The sequence below is a fragment of the Loigolactobacillus backii genome, from assembly GCF_001663675.1.
GTDB lineage: Bacteria > Bacillota > Bacilli > Lactobacillales > Lactobacillaceae > Loigolactobacillus > Loigolactobacillus backii.
In genome coordinates, this window is sequence record NZ_CP014873.1 from 1460117 (window position 1) to 1478611 (window position 18495).

General features: G+C 41.6%; 15 protein-coding genes and 1 pseudogene. 10 read left to right on the forward strand and 6 right to left on the reverse strand.

What is annotated here, in order from left to right; all coding sequences use genetic code 11:
- Positions 1 to 220: 220 nt before the first annotated feature.
- Positions 221 to 1645: an APC family permease gene (locus AYR53_RS06465; RefSeq protein ID WP_068222949.1), complete on the forward strand. Its 1425-nt coding sequence runs from the start codon at positions 221 to 223 to the stop codon at positions 1643 to 1645.
- 92 nt (positions 1646 to 1737) lie between these two features.
- Here AYR53_RS06465 and spxB read toward each other — a convergent pair whose 3' ends face one another.
- Positions 1738 to 3471 (reverse strand): pyruvate oxidase, encoded by a 1734-nt coding sequence (gene spxB / locus AYR53_RS06470; protein WP_225359761.1) that lies wholly within the window; start codon positions 3469 to 3471, stop codon positions 1738 to 1740.
- 189 nt (positions 3472 to 3660) lie between these two features.
- Here spxB and AYR53_RS06475 point away from each other — a divergent pair.
- The 7 genes and pseudogenes from AYR53_RS06475 (at position 3661) to accA (ending at position 9483) form a co-directional block, all read left to right on the forward strand.
- A pseudogene (locus AYR53_RS06475) lies at positions 3661 to 4766 on the forward strand (lactate oxidase).
- Between the two features lie 448 nt (positions 4767 to 5214).
- A complete protein-coding gene (locus AYR53_RS06480; RefSeq protein ID WP_068222955.1) occupies positions 5215 to 6192 on the forward strand; it encodes a beta-ketoacyl-ACP synthase III in 978 nt (325 codons plus the stop codon).
- 15 nt (positions 6193 to 6207) lie between these two features.
- A complete protein-coding gene (locus AYR53_RS13635) occupies positions 6208 to 6411 on the forward strand; it encodes a hypothetical protein (RefSeq protein ID WP_167574653.1) in 204 nt (67 codons plus the stop codon).
- The gene (locus AYR53_RS13295) at positions 6344 to 6601 is read left to right on the forward strand and encodes an acetyl-CoA carboxylase biotin carboxyl carrier protein (protein ID WP_239691360.1); all 258 of its coding nucleotides are present in this window, start codon (positions 6344 to 6346) and stop codon (positions 6599 to 6601) included. Before AYR53_RS13635 ends, AYR53_RS13295 begins: the two co-directional genes overlap by 68 nt.
- Entirely contained in the window at positions 6601 to 7932 is a 1332-nt protein-coding gene (locus tag AYR53_RS06490; protein ID WP_068222961.1) for an acetyl-CoA carboxylase biotin carboxylase subunit, read from the forward strand. The genes AYR53_RS13295 and AYR53_RS06490 overlap by 1 nt, the downstream gene beginning before the upstream one ends.
- Complete coding sequence (locus AYR53_RS06495) at positions 7929 to 8723, forward strand: acetyl-CoA carboxylase carboxyltransferase subunit beta (RefSeq protein ID WP_068222963.1); 795 nt, start codon at positions 7929 to 7931, stop codon at positions 8721 to 8723. The genes AYR53_RS06490 and AYR53_RS06495 overlap by 4 nt, the downstream gene beginning before the upstream one ends.
- Positions 8716 to 9483 (forward strand): carboxyltransferase subunit alpha, encoded by a 768-nt coding sequence (gene accA, locus AYR53_RS06500; protein WP_068222969.1) that lies wholly within the window; start codon positions 8716 to 8718, stop codon positions 9481 to 9483. The genes AYR53_RS06495 and accA overlap by 8 nt, the downstream gene beginning before the upstream one ends.
- Before the next feature lie 55 nt (positions 9484 to 9538).
- On the opposite strand, the gene AYR53_RS06505 is transcribed toward accA, so the two are convergent.
- Positions 9539 to 10609, reverse strand: a complete 1071-nt coding sequence (locus AYR53_RS06505; RefSeq protein WP_068281095.1) for an LCP family glycopolymer transferase — start codon at positions 10607 to 10609, stop codon at positions 9539 to 9541.
- Positions 10610 to 10783: 174 nt separating this feature from the next.
- Entirely contained in the window at positions 10784 to 11101 is a 318-nt protein-coding gene (locus AYR53_RS06510) for a chromosome partitioning protein ParB (RefSeq protein ID WP_225359762.1), read from the reverse strand.
- A gap of 178 nt (positions 11102 to 11279) precedes the next feature.
- On the opposite strand from AYR53_RS06510, the gene AYR53_RS06515 reads away from it, so the two are divergent.
- Complete coding sequence (locus tag AYR53_RS06515; protein WP_068222982.1) at positions 11280 to 12221, forward strand: AEC family transporter; 942 nt, start codon at positions 11280 to 11282, stop codon at positions 12219 to 12221.
- A 212-nt stretch (positions 12222 to 12433) separates the two neighbouring features.
- On the opposite strand, the gene thrB is transcribed toward AYR53_RS06515, so the two are convergent.
- Positions 12434 to 13297: a homoserine kinase gene (gene thrB, locus AYR53_RS06520; protein WP_068222985.1), complete on the reverse strand. Its 864-nt coding sequence runs from the start codon at positions 13295 to 13297 to the stop codon at positions 12434 to 12436.
- Positions 13298 to 13750: 453 nt separating this feature from the next.
- Between thrB and AYR53_RS06525 the strand changes: the two genes are divergently transcribed.
- The gene (locus tag AYR53_RS06525; protein ID WP_068222988.1) at positions 13751 to 14428 is read left to right on the forward strand and encodes a 2,3-bisphosphoglycerate-dependent phosphoglycerate mutase; all 678 of its coding nucleotides are present in this window, start codon (positions 13751 to 13753) and stop codon (positions 14426 to 14428) included.
- A gap of 297 nt (positions 14429 to 14725) precedes the next feature.
- On the opposite strand, the gene AYR53_RS06530 is transcribed toward AYR53_RS06525, so the two are convergent.
- Both AYR53_RS06530 and AYR53_RS06535 read right to left on the reverse strand, forming a co-directional pair.
- On the reverse strand, positions 14726 to 16810 hold the full coding sequence (locus tag AYR53_RS06530) for a KUP/HAK/KT family potassium transporter (RefSeq protein WP_068281091.1): 2085 nt from the start codon (positions 16808 to 16810) through the stop codon (positions 14726 to 14728).
- Positions 16811 to 17095: 285 nt separating this feature from the next.
- Positions 17096 to 18433: a C1 family peptidase gene (locus AYR53_RS06535; protein ID WP_068222994.1), complete on the reverse strand. Its 1338-nt coding sequence runs from the start codon at positions 18431 to 18433 to the stop codon at positions 17096 to 17098.
- Positions 18434 to 18495 lie beyond the last annotated feature (62 nt).

The following is an 18495-nucleotide window of genomic DNA, read 5'->3' on the forward strand; positions in this document are numbered from 1 at the left end:
TTATGATTTACTTTAAAATTTAAGCTCTAAGAGAATTATTTAGTCGATAGCCCGCCACTATGGGCTATTTTTGTTTATTAAGTGGTGTAAAACAGAATGAAAATTGACATCTGCTGTTGGCTGAATTAAAATTAAATGACTAATAAATGAAAGAACCCTAATGATTCAATAAATGGTTATGTTATTGGAAGTGAATCGGCGGGAGAGGGAGGTACTCGGGATGAAGTTTACCCGACAGAATTTGTTTGTAAAGAAGCAGGTTGATTTAGAAAAAATTGCCAATTCAAAAGAAGGGTTAGAAAGAAACCTTTCTGCATTTAGTTTGAGCATGATGGGAGTCGGTGCCATTGTTGGCGCCGGTATTTTTATTTTGCCTGGTATTTTGGCCGCAAAATATACGGGGCCAGGGGTTATGTTTTCCTTTCTGTTAGCGGCGGTGGTTTGCTCGATGGCCGCACTTTGTTATTCGGAATTCTCGTCAACAATTCCGTTGGCAGGTAGTGCCTATACGTATATTTATAGCGTATTCGGGGAGTTTATTGCCTGGATACTTGGTTGGGCGTTAATCTCAGAATATTTGTTTGCCGTTTCGTCGGTGGCCGTGAGTTGGTCGGCCTACTTTCAAAATATTCTGGCGGGCTTTGGTTGGAAGCTACCAGCATTTTTATCGGCCGCAATTGGGACGTCAAGCGTTCACGGTGGCATCTTTAATTTACCGGCCTTCTTGATTGTCCTAGTAATCGCTCTTTTGTTAACAGGTGGCGTGTCCGAATCGACACGTGTTAATAATATAATGGTAATGATAAAGATTGGTGTAATTTTGCTTTTTGTTGTGGTTGGCGTATTTTACATTAAGCCGTCAAACTGGCATCCATTTTTGCCATTTGGTATTAATGGAGTTATCTCGGGATCAGCGGTTGCTTTCTACGCTTATATCGGCTTTGATGCTGTATCGACGGCCTCTGAGGAAGTTAAAAATCCTCAGCGTGATATGCCAATTGGGATTATTACATCACTGTTAATCACCACTATTTTATATACGGTTTTGTCTACTGTTTTGACGGGGGTTGTTCATTACACGCGCCTAAACGTTGATGATCCAGTTGCCTTTGCGTTAAACCTAATGCATCAAAATTGGGTAGCGGGTATTGTTTCAGTTGGTGCTGTAGTTGGGATGACTACCGTTTTGCTGGTCATGTCTTACGGGGGAACACGCCTGCTATTTGCGATTAGTCGGGATGGCTTGTTACCAAAATCCTTACACAAATTAAACGCTAAAACGCACGTTCCAGTAGCAAACACCTGGATTTTTGGACTGATTGCGGCTATTTTTGCCGCGGTTATTCCCCTTGATAGAATCGCAGAGTTAGTTAATATCGGGACACTTTTTGCCTTTGCAATGGTTTCGATTGGTGTCGTTTTCTTACGGCGGGACAAAGTCTTAGGTCACGTTGAAAAATCGTTTAAGGTACCATTTTATCCTGTTTTACCAATTGTATCTTTCTTAATGTGTCTTTATTTGATGACAAGATTACGGGCTTTTACTTGGATCGCTTTTATTATCTGGTTAATAATTGGATTAATCGTTTATTTCAGTTACAGTTATCACCACAGTATTGCCCGTGAAACACAATTCAAAGATTGACGCCAAAAGAGGCCAAGACAAAAGTCCTGGCCTCTTATTATTTCCGAACCTTGCTCTAGAACGTGCGCCAAAATCGACTTTTGTCCTGTTTGTTAGGCCTGATACTGCGTCAGATATTTTTGGAAAGGAACTAATGCTTTAGAAGCATAAGTTTGGTTGAATTGGTCGATATCAGTTTGACTGTGGCCGGCCTCTGGGTCAATTACAAGGTGTTCAACCGGAATTGGCCGTTCATTAGCAATTTTAACGTCAATCACAATTGGACCAGTAGCACTGGCGGCCTGATCAAAAGCCGCGCGCAGGTCCGTTAAATTATGAACTGAATAACCTTCTGCACCCATTGCCTTAGCAAAGGTGGCGTAATCTGCGCTGGCCAAGTCAATTCCTGAATGTGGCTGGGGTGTATCGTCTTGTTCGGCTTCAATAAAGCCTAATGAGTCGTTACTTAACACGACATTAATAATTGGCAGTTTATATTTAACGGCGGTGATTAGGTCCTGCATGCCCATTGAAAAACCACCATCCCCGGCAATATTGAAGACTTGGCGTTTTTTGTAATTCAATTGGGCGGCTATTGCAGCAGGAAGACCGTAACCCATAGTGGCAAACCAACCTGAAGTGGTAAATTTCTGGTTAGGTGTCAGCGAAAGTAAACGAATCCCGTCAATTGTCACGTTACCAACATCGACGGCAAAAATCGCATCTTCTTGAGCAATGCGATTAATTTCGGCAAAAATTGGTTCGACTCGTAACGGTATTTGTTTGGCGGTGGCAAAACTTGCAAGCCAATTACGCCAATTTTTATTATTAGCGAGTGCGGCCTGATAAAAACTATTTTTTTCTTTTGGTTGACCTTGTTCAAATAGTTGGCGCATCGTTGTTTTGGCGTCACCTAAAATAGCTACATCTGTATGGTGACGTTTACCCAGTTTAGAAGAATCAATATCGATTTGAATAAATTTAGCCTGAAGATTAAAGGTAGAGGCGGCAAAAGGAAAATCACTGCCGATGAATAAAATCAGATCAGCAGTGGCCACAATTTCATTACCTGGTTTAGAGGCAACACGGCCGGCCGTTCCCATGTATGCCGGGTGATCGTCGGGAATGATTCCCTTAGCCAAAACAGAAGATACGATTGGCATTGAATAATAGTCGGCCAAAGCAACGACCTCATCAGTGGCCCCACGAGTACCTTGACCAATGTAAAGTGTCGGTCGTTTAGCGGCCGTTAATAGTTTAACTGCAGCGTTAATATCGGCCACTTCGGCTTGAGGGTAGCCTTGGCGGTAATTTTTAGCCGTAGCTGTAAAGCTATCTTCAATTTCAATCCAACCGAGATCAGTTGGAATTGTAACAACTGCGACACTGCTTTCCTGATAGGCGTGTTTGATTGCTTGGTCAACCACATGGGGCAATTGCTGCGCCGTTGTGACGGTTCGGTTATAAACTGCAACGTCGTTAAACATTGGATTTTCGTTGAGTTCTTGAAAACCATCGGTATTCATTGTGCTCGTGGCGACTTGACCAACTAAAGCCAGAACAGGGACGTGATCCATTTTTGCATCGTAAAGTCCGTTGAATAAGTGGGTTGCACCAGGGCCGGCCGATCCAAAAGCAACACCAATCTTGCCAGTTAATTTAGCATCGGCTGCTGCGGCCAGGGCGCCAGTTTCTTCATGCCGTACTTGAATATAATTAAGCTCAGAAGTTTCGTGTAGTGCGTTCATAGTTGAATCAAATGAACCACCTGGTAGTCCGTAAAGATGATCAACCTTCCAATCCTTTAAAACATTTAACATTGCGTTTGCGGCTTTGATTTTTGGCATAATTTGGTCCCTCCGCTAGTTAATAAAATTAAATAAATAACTAATTTCAATAGTAACGAGATTATAGTTAGCAGTAAATTTATATGCTGTCTTGCCAGCCAAGTCGATTTGCTTGCTTATCTTTAGTAAGTTGAATATAATCTTAAATTGAAAGCGCATTCTTTATTTGTGATAAGGAGGGATTAGGTTATGAGTAACACGTATAAACAAAGTACAAACGAACAGGCAATTGAAATTGTCAATTTAGACGAATTACAAGAAAGAGCGAAAGCCATCATTCCAGCGGGTGGCTTCGGTTATATTTCAAGTGGTTCTGAGGATGAGTGGACACTAAGGGCCAACCGGGAGGCATTTAATCATAAATTAATTGTACCGCGATCACTGACGGATATGGAGAAACCGCTAATTGATACTAGTATTTTTGGTATTCCGTTAAAAACGCCGGTCATGATGGCACCAACTGCCGCTCAAGGTTTGGCCCATATTGAAGGTGAGGCTGATACGGCTCGGGGTGTTGCTGCGGTTGGCGGATTAATGGCGCAAAGTACCTATTCTTCAAGAACAATCACGGAAACAACGACGGCCGGGAACGGTGCACCGCAGTTCTTTCAACTTTATATGAGTAAAGATTGGTCCTTTAATAATGCATTGCTAGATCAAGCTAAGGCAGCGGGAATTAAGGCGATCATTTTAACGGTTGACGCAACTGTTGGTGGTTACCGTGAGGCCGATGTACGAAATAAATTTTCTTTTCCAATTCCAATGGCCAATTTGGAAAATTTCAGCAAGGACAATGGTGAGGGGAAAGGAATCTCTGAGATCTATGCCGCAGCGGCCCAGAAAATTAGTCCCAAGGACATTGCCCGGATTGCTAACTATACTGATTTACCCGTTATCGTTAAAGGCATTCAATCACCAGAAGATGCGGAATTGGCCATTAGTTCTGGTGCGGCTGGGGTTTATGTTTCTAATCATGGTGGCCGGCAGCTAAATGGTGGGCCGGCTTCCTTTGACGTTTTATAGCGTCAGTGGCACAGGTGGTTAATCATCGAGTTCCGGTTATCTTTGATAGTGGTATTCGGCGTGGATCACACGTATTTAAAGCTTTGGCCAGTGGGGCCGATTTAGTAGCCTTTGGTCGCCCGGCCATTTATGGATTAGCTTTAGGTGGCGCGCAGGGCGTTCAATCAGTATTTGAACACATCGATGATGAGCTTAAAATTGTGATGCAATTGGCCGGTACGCAGACAATTGCCGCAGTTAAACAAACGAAACTATTAGATAATCATTTCTAGACTAGAGCATCTCCCCGAGGCTACCTTTCGAACACATTTATACTTGAGCTCATAGTTCATGTAAAGTGGCTTTAAGATCCGCCATCCTGACAGTGCTTGAAAAAGTATTTTTATTGGCACCTTCGTAATTTAGTTTGAATAAACGTGGAACAAAACAAGTTGTGGTTCTAGCTCTGGATTACTTACCGAGTGGTTGGTGTTTTCACCCATTTGGTGATTGAATGCAGATTGGCTACAGTTACTTTTGTCCCACGTTTTTGTTTTGTGAGAAATGCTTAATAAAATGACAAGTTTCTCGCCAATTGCTTGTGAATATTCCGCTGCTTACTTATAATAGACTTATTTGAAAAGACGAAAAGAGGCCTGCCCGTCGAACTCTTTAGCAGCATAAGGCGGAAGGCCATTTGTATTGTAGATAGTTCTTAAAAATGAAAAAGGAGCCAAAAATATGGCGAATTACGTGACAATAGATGAGACGGCGCATTATGTTCCAGAAAAGGTTGTCACCAACGATGAGCTGGCTGCCTTAATGCCCACCAGTGATGCTTGGATTCAAAGTCATACGGGAATTAAAACGCGCCACATTGCGCTGGAACAAAATACATCTGATTTGGCCGCTAAGGTTGCCACAAAATTATTACAACAGGCCAATCTGGCGGCTACTGATATTGATTTAATTATCGTTTCAACAATTACACCTGATTATTTGACACCGGCAACTGCTTGTCTGATGCAAGATAAGGTTGGGGCGACAAATGCAGTTTGTTTTGATATTAGCGCAGCCTGTGCGGGCTTTATTTTTGCGGCTAGCACAGCAGAAAAGTTTTTACGCCGTGGTCAATTTAAGCATGCTTTGGTGATTAGCGCCGAAACGAATTCAAAAATGATGGATTGGCAGGATCGGACAACAACGGTCTTCTTTGGCGATGGCGCTGGGGGAGCATTGTTAAGTCAAACCGCCGATGCCAGCAAGGAAAGTTTTTTAGCGGAACAGTTAGAAAACGATGGCCGACAACATGAAGTTATTGAAAGTGGTGCAGTTAAGCCCCTTTCAACAATTAGTGCAACGCACCGACCTGAGATTGCCCCCTTTAAAATGCAGGGACGCGCGGTTTTTGATTTTGCCACTACGGCCGTCCCAAAACAAATCCAGCAGTTATTAACCCAACAGCACTTAACCGCAGATGATGTGGATCTCTTTGTCTGCCACCAAGCCAATTTACGGATTATTGAGGGAATTGCAGCAAAGTTAATGCAACCAATGACTAAGTTTCCAGTTAATGTGTCGGAGTACGGGAATACGTCCTCGGCTGGGGTCCCAATGGCTTTAGACCAAGCACTGCAACACCAATTTACTGGTAAAATAATTGTTTTATCCGGTTTTGGTGGGGGTCTAGCTTACGGTAGCTTATTAATACGTCTTTAGAGGAGCGTGGTTTCGGTGGAAATTAATGAGTTGAAGGAAATTTTAGGGGTTTTAAGGGAAAGTGGTTTTAGCGAAGTTGATTTGCAAACGGAGCAATTTCACTTGCGAGTTAAACAGGCAGGAGCCACAGTTGCTGTGGATGAACCGGCAATTGAAAAAAAAAGAAACGGGGACAACGGTGAAAAGCCCGATGGTTGGGATTATTCACTTGCTAGATGAGCAAAAGAATCCGTTAGTCGAAGTTGGCACAGAGGTTAAGGCCGGTGATATTTTGGCCCAAATTGAAAGTATGAAGTTATTTAATGATATCAAAAGTCCTGTGACCGGGACTGTTACGGCAGTAAAGGTTAGCGACAGTCAAGGCGTTGAATTTTCAACGCCTCTGTTTATTATTCAAGGTGTTGACTAATGTTTAAACGTGTTTTAATTGCCAATCGTGGGGAAGTTGCTTTGCGAATTATTCAGGCCTGTCGCAAGTTAAAAATCGAAACGGTAGCAATTTACGCTAAAGTGGAAGAAAATAGTCGCTTTGTTCAGGCGGCCGATTTTACTTATTGTGTTGGTCCTAATACTGCCCAATCAAGTTACTTAAATCGTGAAGGAATCCTAATGGCCGCCTTATTAAGTGGTGCTGATGCAATTCATCCTGGGTATGGCTTTTTAGCTGAAGATGCACTATTTGCAGAGATGTGTGCGGAATGTGATTTAACTTTTATTGGACCTAAGCCCGCAATGATTCGATTAATGGCGGACAAGGCCGCGGCTAAAAATTACGCTAAAACCCAAGGTGTGCCCATCATTCCAGGCGCAAGCGCCATTACAAGTGCTAATCAACTGAAACAGGCCGCCCAAGCGGTGGGTTACCCAGTTATGTTAAAGGCCAGCTTAGGTGGCGGCGGTAAAGGGATGCGCGTTATCTATAACGAGGCGCATTTGCAGCAAAAATACCACCTCATCCAAGAGGAAGCACAGCAGACCTTTTTAAATGATGCCATTTATTTGGAGAAGTATTTAACGGTGGCCCGACATATTGAAGTACAAATTTTAAAGGATCATGTTGGCAATCTTCAGATTGTTGGTGATCGAGAATGTAGTTTACAACTTAACCACCAAAAAGTAGTGGAAGAGAGTTCTGCGACTATTTTGCAACCACAGCAACGGCAGCAATTATACGATTTAGCTAAACGGTTATTGGCCAAATTGGATTATTGTGGTTTGGGAACTTTAGAATTTTTGTTCGCTAATCAGCAATTTTACTTTTTAGAAATGAATACACGTTTACAGGTCGAGCATGGTGTGACTGAATTAACCTCTGGAATCGATTTAGTGACAACTCAAATTAAATTGGCTGCGGGGCAAACGGTTCGGCCCGGAATTTTACCGTTTAGTGGGCACGCCATTGAGGTTCGTCTCAATGCACAGGCCGATGCAAAGCAACATTTACTGGCAACCGGCAAGTTAACCCAATTTTGTTTTTCAGCAACTGAGCGAATTGATACCGGTTATCAAAAAAACGATATTATTCAACCTTACTACGATGCTTTACTGGCAAAATTAATCGTTAGCGCTACGACACGAGAACAAGCAATTGCCAAAATGCAGCAAACTCTAAAGCATACCCACGTGACGGGAGTAGGAACTAATTTAGCAACCTTAAGCCAAATTCTGAATTCACCAGCATATAATGCCAATCAGATCGATATTCATTTTCTGGAACAAATGGAGGGGGCAGTTCAATGAGTCATTTACCCAAGACTAACCTTTGGCAAACCTGTTCTGCCTGTAAACGTCACGTTCATCAAGGACAATGGGGTAAATTTAACGTTTGTCCTTACTGTGGCCACTACCAACGCTTGAATGCCAAGCAACGCCTAACATTATTGACGGATACAAAAAGCTTTACGGCTTTACCCCCAGTAAACATTAAACAACAACGTCATTTCCCGGGTTATACTGTGAAATTACAAGCGGCCCAAGAAAAAACTGGTGAGGTGGAAGCTTTTCTCGCCGGAACGGCAATGATAAAACAGCAAAAAGTAGTTATTGGTGTAATGGATAGTCAATTTATGATGGGGACCCTTAATACCGTTGTTGGCGCGGGCATTCGCCAGGCAATCAGAACTGCTTTGAACCAGCGGTTGCCTTTGATCTTAGTTATTGCTTCCGGTGGTGCGCGAATGCAAGAAGGAATTTTATCGTTACTACAGATGAACACTATTTTGGCTGAACTGACCAAACTAAATGAGGCTGGTATTCTGACCATTTCAGTTTTAACGGATCCAACAATGGGTGGTGTGACCGCTAGTTTTGCTCTGGAAAGTGATTTTGTATTCGCCGAACAGGGTGCCACAATAGGTTTTGCAGGTAAGCGGGTGATTCAGCAAACGAATTCGGCTGCGTTACCGACTGATTTTCAAACGGCGGAGCGCCTTTATCGTCAAGGCTTTTTGGATGCCGTTATTAAGCGCGAAAATTTACGGACTTACCTTGGCTGTTTATTAATGATTCAGGCAGGTGATTTAAATGAGTGATGCTTTAAAGGTGATTCGTAGTGCCAATAGAATTGGGACGCAACAAGTTATTGCGCAGTTAATAACGAATTTTTTTCCACTGCACGGTGATCGTGTCAGTGGCGATGATCCAGCACTGACGGTTGGTACTGGTTTGTTTCATCAACGGGCGGTAGTTGTTGCTGGAGTGAATCGTGGTGCCACGTTAGAAGAACGCCAGCGTTACCATTTTGGTGCTGTAGCGCCGGCGGGGTACCGTAAATTTATTCGTGGACTTGAATTAGCAGAAAAATTTAGCCGACCGGTGATTACTTTGATCAATATGCCAGGGGCTGACGCTAGCGTTGCGGCGGAAGATGACGGACAAAACCTGGCTATTGCTGACGCTATCACTAAAATGAATGGTTTGCGGGTTCCCAATATTGCTGTTTTTCTTGGCGAAGGCGAAAGTGGGGGGGCATTAGCTCTAGCAACATCCAACCGTTTAATTATGTTCACTAACAGTCTATATTCGGTTGCTTCACCAGAGGCGATTCAAACGATCTTAAAGGGTCATGTGGCTGCTAAGCAAACACTTGACCATATTCTACCAATGCAAGCCGCAGCACTTAAAAAATTGGGCCTAACTGACGTTGTATTACCAGAAACGGGCGATTTAATGCAAAGCTTAGATAATGCCTTACAACAACAATTAGCGCAACTAAGCAAGTTATCGGCCGCGGAGTTAATTGAACAGCGCCAGAATAAATATTTAGAATTGGTCGCACAATTTGCCGAGTAGTTTTATTGAAAATTAAGCACAAAAAAAGACTGGAATCTCCAGTCTTTTTTTGTGCTTAATTTGTATAAGGATCAGCGTTATTTGAACCAGCATCAGTAGCCTGACCTTGACTATTTTGTTGTGTTTCAAGATTATTAACTTTTTCCTTTGGTAAATTGAGCTGTGTGCGGATTAAAGAAGAAATACGATTTAATTCTTTAGTTGTTGCAACCTGATAAGAACCGCCGTCAATTGTAGCGTTCTGACCTTGTAAGTGATCATCAACCATATTAGTAGCAGCGGACTTATAGTTCTTTTGAATGGTTTGCATGTTCTTGAAGGTTAAATCAGTTTGAACATTATCACTCATTGATTGCAGAATATCATCAAAGTTCCATAATGTTTTAACGGAAACAGCGCTCTTAACGATAGATTCGATAACCTGACGTTGGCGCTTTTGTCGGCCGTAGTCGCCTTCAGGGTCATCGTAACGCATCCGTGAATAGGCTAATGCTTGCTTACCATTTAAATGCTGGCTACCTTTTTTAAAGGAATTACCATCATATTTAAAAGCAAATGGTGCATCAATTGTTACACCACCTACTGCGTTAACAATTCGTTGAATACCGCCCATATTGACGGTTACATAATAATCAATTGGAATATTTAATAGCTCTTGGGTTGTATTGATTGCCATTGCCGAGCCGCCATAACTGTAAGCCGAATTAATTTTTTCTATGTAATTAGCACCCTTACCGACGATGTGTGCCTTAGTGTCCCTGGGAATACTGACCATTGTCAATTGCTTATTTTGTGGATTGACAGTTGCGACAATCATTGTATCAGAACGACCATGGTAGGTCCGTCCTAGTGCACCAGTATCCGTTCCAAGTAATAAAATCGAAATTGGTTTCTTAGCGTCCAAAGTTGTTTGTGGGCTACGTTGGTGATTAGTACCGCTTTCTTTTTTGTAAACTTTGTTAGCCGTATTCTGGACATCATGGTACATCTTGTACGCGTAGGCGCCACCGCCAACAATTAGGACTAAGATGATGATCAAAAAGGTGTAGAGGACGGTGTGGCGTTTTTTCCGTCCATTATGGAGGTGATTGTGGTGCTGTGCGCGCCGTTTTGTTTGTTCTGACATAATTTTTCTCCTTTTGTAACTTTTCATACTTGCAGTATACTACAAAAATTCACACAAAAGACTAATTTACGGCCATTTTTAATAAATCACATAAAAATAATACTAAAAAGAGTCAGTGTACAAACTAATGTCTAAAAAGCTTGTACATTGCCCCTGTCTAGCAAAATAATAAATTTAAAGTCCAATGTTACTTAACGTGTTTACTGCATCGCGGAATTCATCCTGCCGTTGACTTCGTTTAGCGGTTGGTCCAGGAACTTCAGTCATATCAATTCGAACAACGCAATTTCGTAACAAATTAACCAACGTTGTATCGTTCATTTCGATATACAGATTGTCAGCAGTCACTTTTTTACAAGCGTCCTGCCAGACCGCAGTTTCAGTGGCCTCTGAATAAATATTACGTTTGATAATTGCTTTACCATCAATTGTGTGAAATGTAATGTCAAAATACTTTCCCATAACTGGATCACCTACTTTAGTTTCTTCCATTATAACGCTTTCTTGTAGTTAATGTTAGTTAGCGCAAAGCGAGCTAATATTAGGAGACAATACCGGTGATTGGCGTACGGCCACTAATTTTAAAAGATTAATACTTTTCTCATTGGTTTTTCATTTTTGGTCAAAAGTGCTAAACTGAAAACTATCTTATTAGTTAAGGCGTGATCAAATGGGCATTTTTATTCAAAGTGTTGAGGGTGTTTTTGTCATTCTTGGCATGATTGTTGTTGGCTACTGTCTTGCACGTGCAGGGTGGTTTGATGAAAAAAGTAGTAAATTAATTGCTAGATTAGTGACGCAAATTGCGTTACCGTGCTATATGCTTGATACGATCATGACGGATTTTACGACGAAGGAATTAAAGCAGTTATTGCCGGACCTTAAATTTCCAGTTGTTTCAATGCTGATTTTATTTGGTATTTCGGTGGCGGTTGCAAGAGTCCTGCAGATTAGGAAGTCACGTCGTGGTTTGTTTGAATCCATGTTTTTCAATTCCAATACTGTTTTTATTGGTTTGCCAATCAATATGGCATTGTTTGGATCAAAAAGTTTACCCTACGTTTTGGTCTATTACATGGCTAATACGACTTTCTTCTGGACTTTAGGCGTTTATCTGATTAAGCGTGATGGGGACAGTACTGAGAAACTTAATTTGTGGACAACCGTGAAAAAGGTTTTCTCGCCACCATTGCTTGGTTTCATGGTGGCCGTTATTTTAGTGATCTTACATATTAAATTACCAGCATTTTTGATGTCCGATTTTAAGTATATTGGTGGTTTAACAATTCCACTATCCATGTTTTTCATTGGGATTGCGATTGAAGGCGCAGGATTACGACAAATGAAGCTCTCCCGTTACAGTCTCGGAATTTTATTTGGCCGGTTCTTACTGGCACCAATTTTAATGAGCTTATTGGTTATACCATCGGGAATGCCGTTACTGATGAAACAGGTTTTCATCTTACAGTCAGCAATGCCCGTTATGACCAACGCACCAGTAGTTGCAAAACTATACGGAGCGGATGCCGACTATGCTGCGTTAATGGTTACTGAATCAACCTTACTTAGTTTAGTGGTAATACCGATTTTAATGACACTTATAAAACAATGAGTTACTAAAAATGAGGTTCCATTTACAAGCTAGACCGCGTTAGAAAATTACTTTTGTTAGTATTTTTCTAAGTAGTTGGGTCCAAACGTGCTTGTTAATGGAATCTCATTTTGATTTGCTATTTATAAAAAATGTTCAGTACGTGTTTTAAACGTACTTATGTTAGATTGAATGACGAAGCAATTTAGCGATGTCTTTTACCCGGTTATAATTTAGAAAACCTGGGTGCCATCTTTATCAACCACTAGTGAACTTAGAGAAGCATCTGGGCAAACCGAAGCCAGTTCGGCCTTGATTTTTTCCGTTAAACTATCACGGCACATCACGATAATGGTTGGACCAGCACCAGAAATGAAAGTACCGTATGCACCTAAGACTTTAGCCTTTCGGCGTATTTCTTTAAGGTGGGGAACAAAATTATCCCGGTAACGTTCTTGTAATAGGTCGCGTTCCATCATTTCTCCTGCTAAATTTAGATCGCCATTTAAGATTGCGGCGATCATGACGTTAGCCACAGCGCTACCTTCAATCGCTTGACGGTAAAGAACGGTATGTGGCAGAACTTCACGACTTTTAACCGCGGGTAGCTTTTTATTGGGGACACAAAGAATGAAGTCCGACTCGGGAAAAAGATGGCGAACGGAATAAACTTGATCGCCAGAAACTGCGGCCGTAACAAAATTACCACGAACGGCGGGGGCAACGTGATCAGGGTGTTGCTCAATTTGTGTAGCGATTGTGATTTTTTCTTCTTGACTCAACGTTAATTGGGCCAAACGATTGGCCAGCTCAATGCCGGCAACAACTGCGGCTGCACTGCTCCCAAGCCCACGCTCAATGGGAATATCCGAAGTTAAAATTAATTTATGCGGCTTAATATGTGGTGCAACGTGTAATGCCGTTTGTACGACAAGATTAGTGGCGTCAGTGGCAACTAGAGGCCCAAGATTATGTTGAACTTCCCACGAATCAGCACTGGCACCAACTTGTACACGTAGATAAAGTGCTAACGCAAGACCGCATGAATCAAGTCCTGGTCCAAGGTTGGAGGTCGTTGCGGGAACTTGGATTTTCATAATGTTCCTCCTTAATGAATAAACGTGAAGCATCGTGTCACGCCATTCAACTCAATAAATTAGAAATAGATTAAAGAACGATTTAAAAATAATTATAACGAATCTGGTGATTTTACGCTAGTCTCTGGCCAAGTTTTTTATTTATAATAGTGTTAATTTTTAGGAAAATTCGGTACTATGGGGGTAGTTAATCAGGTCTTTTCTGTAATTAGGGTCTCCGATTGACTACTGGCGGTAGCAATCAAAATTAAGTAAATTTTGTGGTTAAAGGCGCGGCAGAGTAGTAGAGCGCGATCAATAGCAAAAAGTAAATTATGCCTATTTAAGGCGAACGGATAGACTGTTATCTGATAAAATAGTGTTAAAGAGTGGCGATGCGGTATTTTTTAGGCACGTTTAAATAACACTAAGTAAAACAGTTTCAAGATACATTTGATAAAGAAGGGGAAGTAAATGGTCAAATTGATGTTATTACGTCACGGTGAAAGTACGGCCAATCGGGAAAATGTTTATACTGGTTGGTCGGATGTTCCGTTAACGGCGCAAGGAATTCAAGAGGCTCATCAGGCTGGCCAGCTTATTCGACGAACTGGTTTAAGTTTTTCGGCAGTGCACACTTCCTACCTGAAACGTGCCATTATAACGGCCAACATTGTTATGGACGAGTTGGATCAGAGCTATTTGCCGATTTATAAAACCTGGCGTTTGAATGAACGTCACTACGGGGCACTTCGGGGTCAAAATAAGGAGGCAACGCGCCAAGAATATGGAGTTGAGCAGGTTGCCAAGTGGCGGCGGAGCTACACAACAGTGCCACCAAAATTGACGCAGCCAGATTTTGAACGACGTTACACACGTCTGGGTTATGATTTTGAGCCGCGGGCAGAGAGCCTACAGATGGCCCTGCAACGATTAGTTCCTTACTGGCTTGATCAAATTGGTCCACGGTTGATTGACCATAAAAACCAATTAATCGTGGCTCATGGTAGTACTTTGCGGGCCTTAATTAAGTACTTAGAAAATATTTCTGATCAGGGGATTGACGGTGTTGAAGTTGCTAATGGACAACCAATTTTATACACGTTACGTTCAGACCTTAGCATTCAAGATAAACAAATTTTGACTTCCTAGGGTGAGCTTTGATTTAACTAAGGTGTCAAATGTGTTCGCACTACATTAGTTAGCATTAATAAAAGCGATTTTTGAGCACTTTGCTGATTTAACCGCATGTGGCTTTTCTTTATTACACACACGGCACTAAAATGGTTAGAAAAAAATAAAGAGGCTGGGACAAAAAGTCCTAGCCTCTTACTGTTTCCAAACATTGCTCTAGAATGTGCGCCAAAAGTCTGGATTAGCCTACGTTACGCAGTAAACCCAAAACCGACTTTTGCCACACTCCCCTTTATTTTTTGCTGTCAAACACGTTTAGGATTGATCTTCGTCCTCTAATTCGTTTTCTTCATCTGTGTCTGATTTTGGTATTTTATCCAATCGAGTTAAGCGGTGTAATTTATGGAAATAAGGTTTACCTAAAATTAATGGCACGTGTTCAACCAATGAATCGGCGTACTCTAAACCAAACCAAGTCGTTGGGGTAATCGTAATTTTCTGGAGAAATAGGCGCAGTTGAATGATTACTTTTTCCCAGCCGTTAATCTGTGTTTCTGGCGATAGATTTTCTTGAATTAAAACAAAGGAGAAGTCACCAACTTTGCGATCAGGAATTGTTGTGTAACGCTGCGGTTGCCGTGGTAGCTGACCACTCTTCATCATATCCGCGATAATTTGGCGGAGAAAGACGTTGACACGTTGCTCCATGCGGAAACCTAAATAAAGTTGTACGTTCACCATGTAGTCCGTATCGAACATTTCAGTTGTGTAAGAAGCGGTGTACGGCTCATCGGTAACGTTAACGGTCACGAACCAATAGACTTCGGCCCGTTTTGGGCGCTTATCTAAGATCGAATATAAAATATCCTTTTTTATTCGATATTTATCTTTGACCCGGGTCATGTAGACTAAGTTTGTTGTAAATAGTGGGTAGTCAGCATCATTTTTTAAATCATTAAGTTGATTCTTGTAGGCCAGAAGCGAAACGTCTTCAGTGTGGTAAGATTTATTATTTTTAATATAATCACCATATTGCCAAATAAACATGATTGCCAAAATGACAAAAGCAATGAAAGCAGTGACGTAGCCACCATGAAGAAACTTAGCAGCACTAGAAATGAAGAAGATCAGTTCAATTGAGCCAAAGAAAAGAACCATTAACCAGGCCAAAATAGGTTTGGCGTTTTTACTGCGTAGATACTGGTAAAGCAGTAAGGTTGTCATTAACATCGTCACCGTAATTGCCAGGCCGTAAGCGGCTTCCATTGCGGAGGAAGTGCGGAAGAACATGACAATTGCTAGACAGGCCAACCATAGAATTAAGTTAACCGACGGAATATAAAGCTGCCCTTTTAAATTGGTAGGGTAGACAATGTGCAAACGTGGTAAGAGTTTTAATTTGATGGCCTCAGAAACCAAAGTAAATGATCCAGAAATTAAGGCCTGGGATGCAATAATAGCGGCCAAAGTGGCCATTGCTATTCCGAACAGTCGCAACCACTGGGGCATGATTTCAAAAAAGGGATTAAAATTGGTAACGTGATTATAAGCAGTCGTGTGTGCGTGCTGAATAATCCAAACGGCCTGGCCAAAATAATTTAAAATTAAGCAGATTTTAACGTAGGGCCAGGTGCCGTAAATATTTGCCCGGCCAACGTGACCTAAATCAGAGTACAGGGCCTCAGCACCGGTTGTCGCTAGGAAAACACTGCCAAGAATCAGTAGGCCAAGTTTATTTTCTGGGCTAACTAGTAATTTAATGGCGTAATAGGGATTGAGTGCCCGCAAAATACTAAGGTCCTGGCTGATATAGCTAAGACCAAGTACACCAATAAAGGTGAACCAAATAAGCATGATTGGGCCAAACGCTCTACCAATAATCTCAGTACCGAAACGTTGAATAAAGAATAAGAAAGTGAGAATGACCATGGTCCACAAAATAACGTGGCCTTGTGTCGCAATTGGAATGTGATTAGCAATCTTCATTCCCTTTAGGCCCTCAATTGCGGTGGTAACCGTAACTGCCGGGGTTAGCATACCATCGGCCAATAATGCAGCGCCACCTATCATAGCTGGAATGACCAACCACCGGGCCCGCCGGCGAACTAGCGTGTAAAGGGCGAAAATACCACCTTCACCGTTGTTATCGGCACGCAGAGCAATTCCAACGTATTTAATGGTTGTTAGTAAAGTAATTGTCCAGAAAATGAGTGAAACGCTACCAACGATAAAATCATAGGAGACGTGGTCCATGCCGCCGTTACCGTTAATGATTGACTTCATAACGTAGAGTGGTGAGGTTCCGATATCACCGTATACAACGCCCAGCGTTATTACTAAACCTGCGGCGGATAGCTTATGCTGTGGTTGTTTTTTTGTTTTTTGTTCTAGGGAATTCATCTTAAGTAACCTACCTTTATTCGAAGATTCATCATCAATACATTATAGCTGTTCAATTTAAGATTGCCATCCTTAAGCAGCATTTTCTAAATAAAAATAAGGGTATTTGGTAAAAGATATTCGTGGGTTTTGACTAAAATATTTTGGACCATAAAAAGGCTAGGACAAAAGTCCTAACCTCTTATTGTTTCCGAACATTACTTTAGAACGTGCACCAAAAGTCTGGACCTACGTTACACAGTAAATCCAAAACCGACTTTTGGCCCACTCCTGTAAAAAAATTTATTAACGGCCAGCTAGTGCACCCATTGGATCCCATGGTTCAAGCACCTTTGGATCTTCTTCGGTAACTTTTTTTAAGTCAGCTGGTAAATATTTTTTATTAATCACAATTTGATAAACATATTCATCAAACCAAGCATCACTCATAACGAAATAGCCTTTTTCGCCGACTTTATCCCCCCATGAGTTTTCGACTTTCCATTTGGTTGGCTTGTCATCAACTAGGTCAACACCAGTAATTACCATGGCGTGTGTCATTAGGCTTTCACCGTAATCCAGTCGTTCGGCCTTTGTCATACCAAAGTCAACGTCAAAAAGTTCATCTGCTTTATAGATTTCAGGATCCATAATTCCAACTTTACGATCAGAAGATTGGCCAACATCGCTGCCGAACCAAACACTTTCACCAGCTTGTAGTTGTTCAATTGCCAATTGCTTGAAGGTTGCAATATCCAAGTTTAAATGCTGAACGCGCCGACCACCAACAACGTTACCCAACATTTCAATCGTGTACATGTGATTATAGGGTTTATCATCGGTTGGTGCGTTGATAATCGATTGGTAGTCATCCAAGTTCCAACCAACGTATTTTTTAAAAAATGTTTGTGGCGTCAAATTGCGATCGAGGTGATAAGCCTTATCATCATCGCGGTATTCAAAATCAAATTTAACGGGTGGCTCCCCTAAAGCGTAAACTAAAATCCGGTAATCTTCATTTAGCATTTGATTACGGGCAGTATTAATATTGGTTTCACTGGCATTAGTGGCCACCATTTGGCGCAAAGTAACGGCGTCTTTGCGCAGTTTAAGGTTAAGTGTGCTGTTAAGTTCTGAAGAACGTGAACTGTTATACGTTTCTGGCATCACGGACTTCGGTACAATACCATACTTAGCAATTAAAGCCGTCAACATGTCCCACTGACCACCATCCTGTTGTGGTGTTGCCATTAAAAAGGCAACCTTACGGCTACTGGTTGGTTCGGTTGCAGTACTAAGAACATTTTCGTAAAAATAATTTGATTTTTCAAACTTATCCCAAAAGTTAGTGTAATTTTGCGACAATTCAAAATCTTTAAGGTTGAACTGATCGGCTAATGAACGGCGCATTGTATTTAAGGCCGCAAACATCCAGCAACGGCCACTTTGTTTTTGATCCGCAACTTTTTCAGCTGTTAGATCAACTGAAAAAGTTTGGGTCATGGCAACCTTTGCGTCAGTATTCTCACTTGCAGCAAGGATACCATTATTCATAACGGCCCGTTTTAAAGAAGCTGCTTGGGGGTGCTTTTGTAAATTCTCTTGATATTGTTTGAGTATCTCTGGTGTAATCTCCTGACTCAATTTAGTCACTCTCCTTAATTCATTTTAAATCTAAATAACAGACTTAAAATACGTTAGAATGC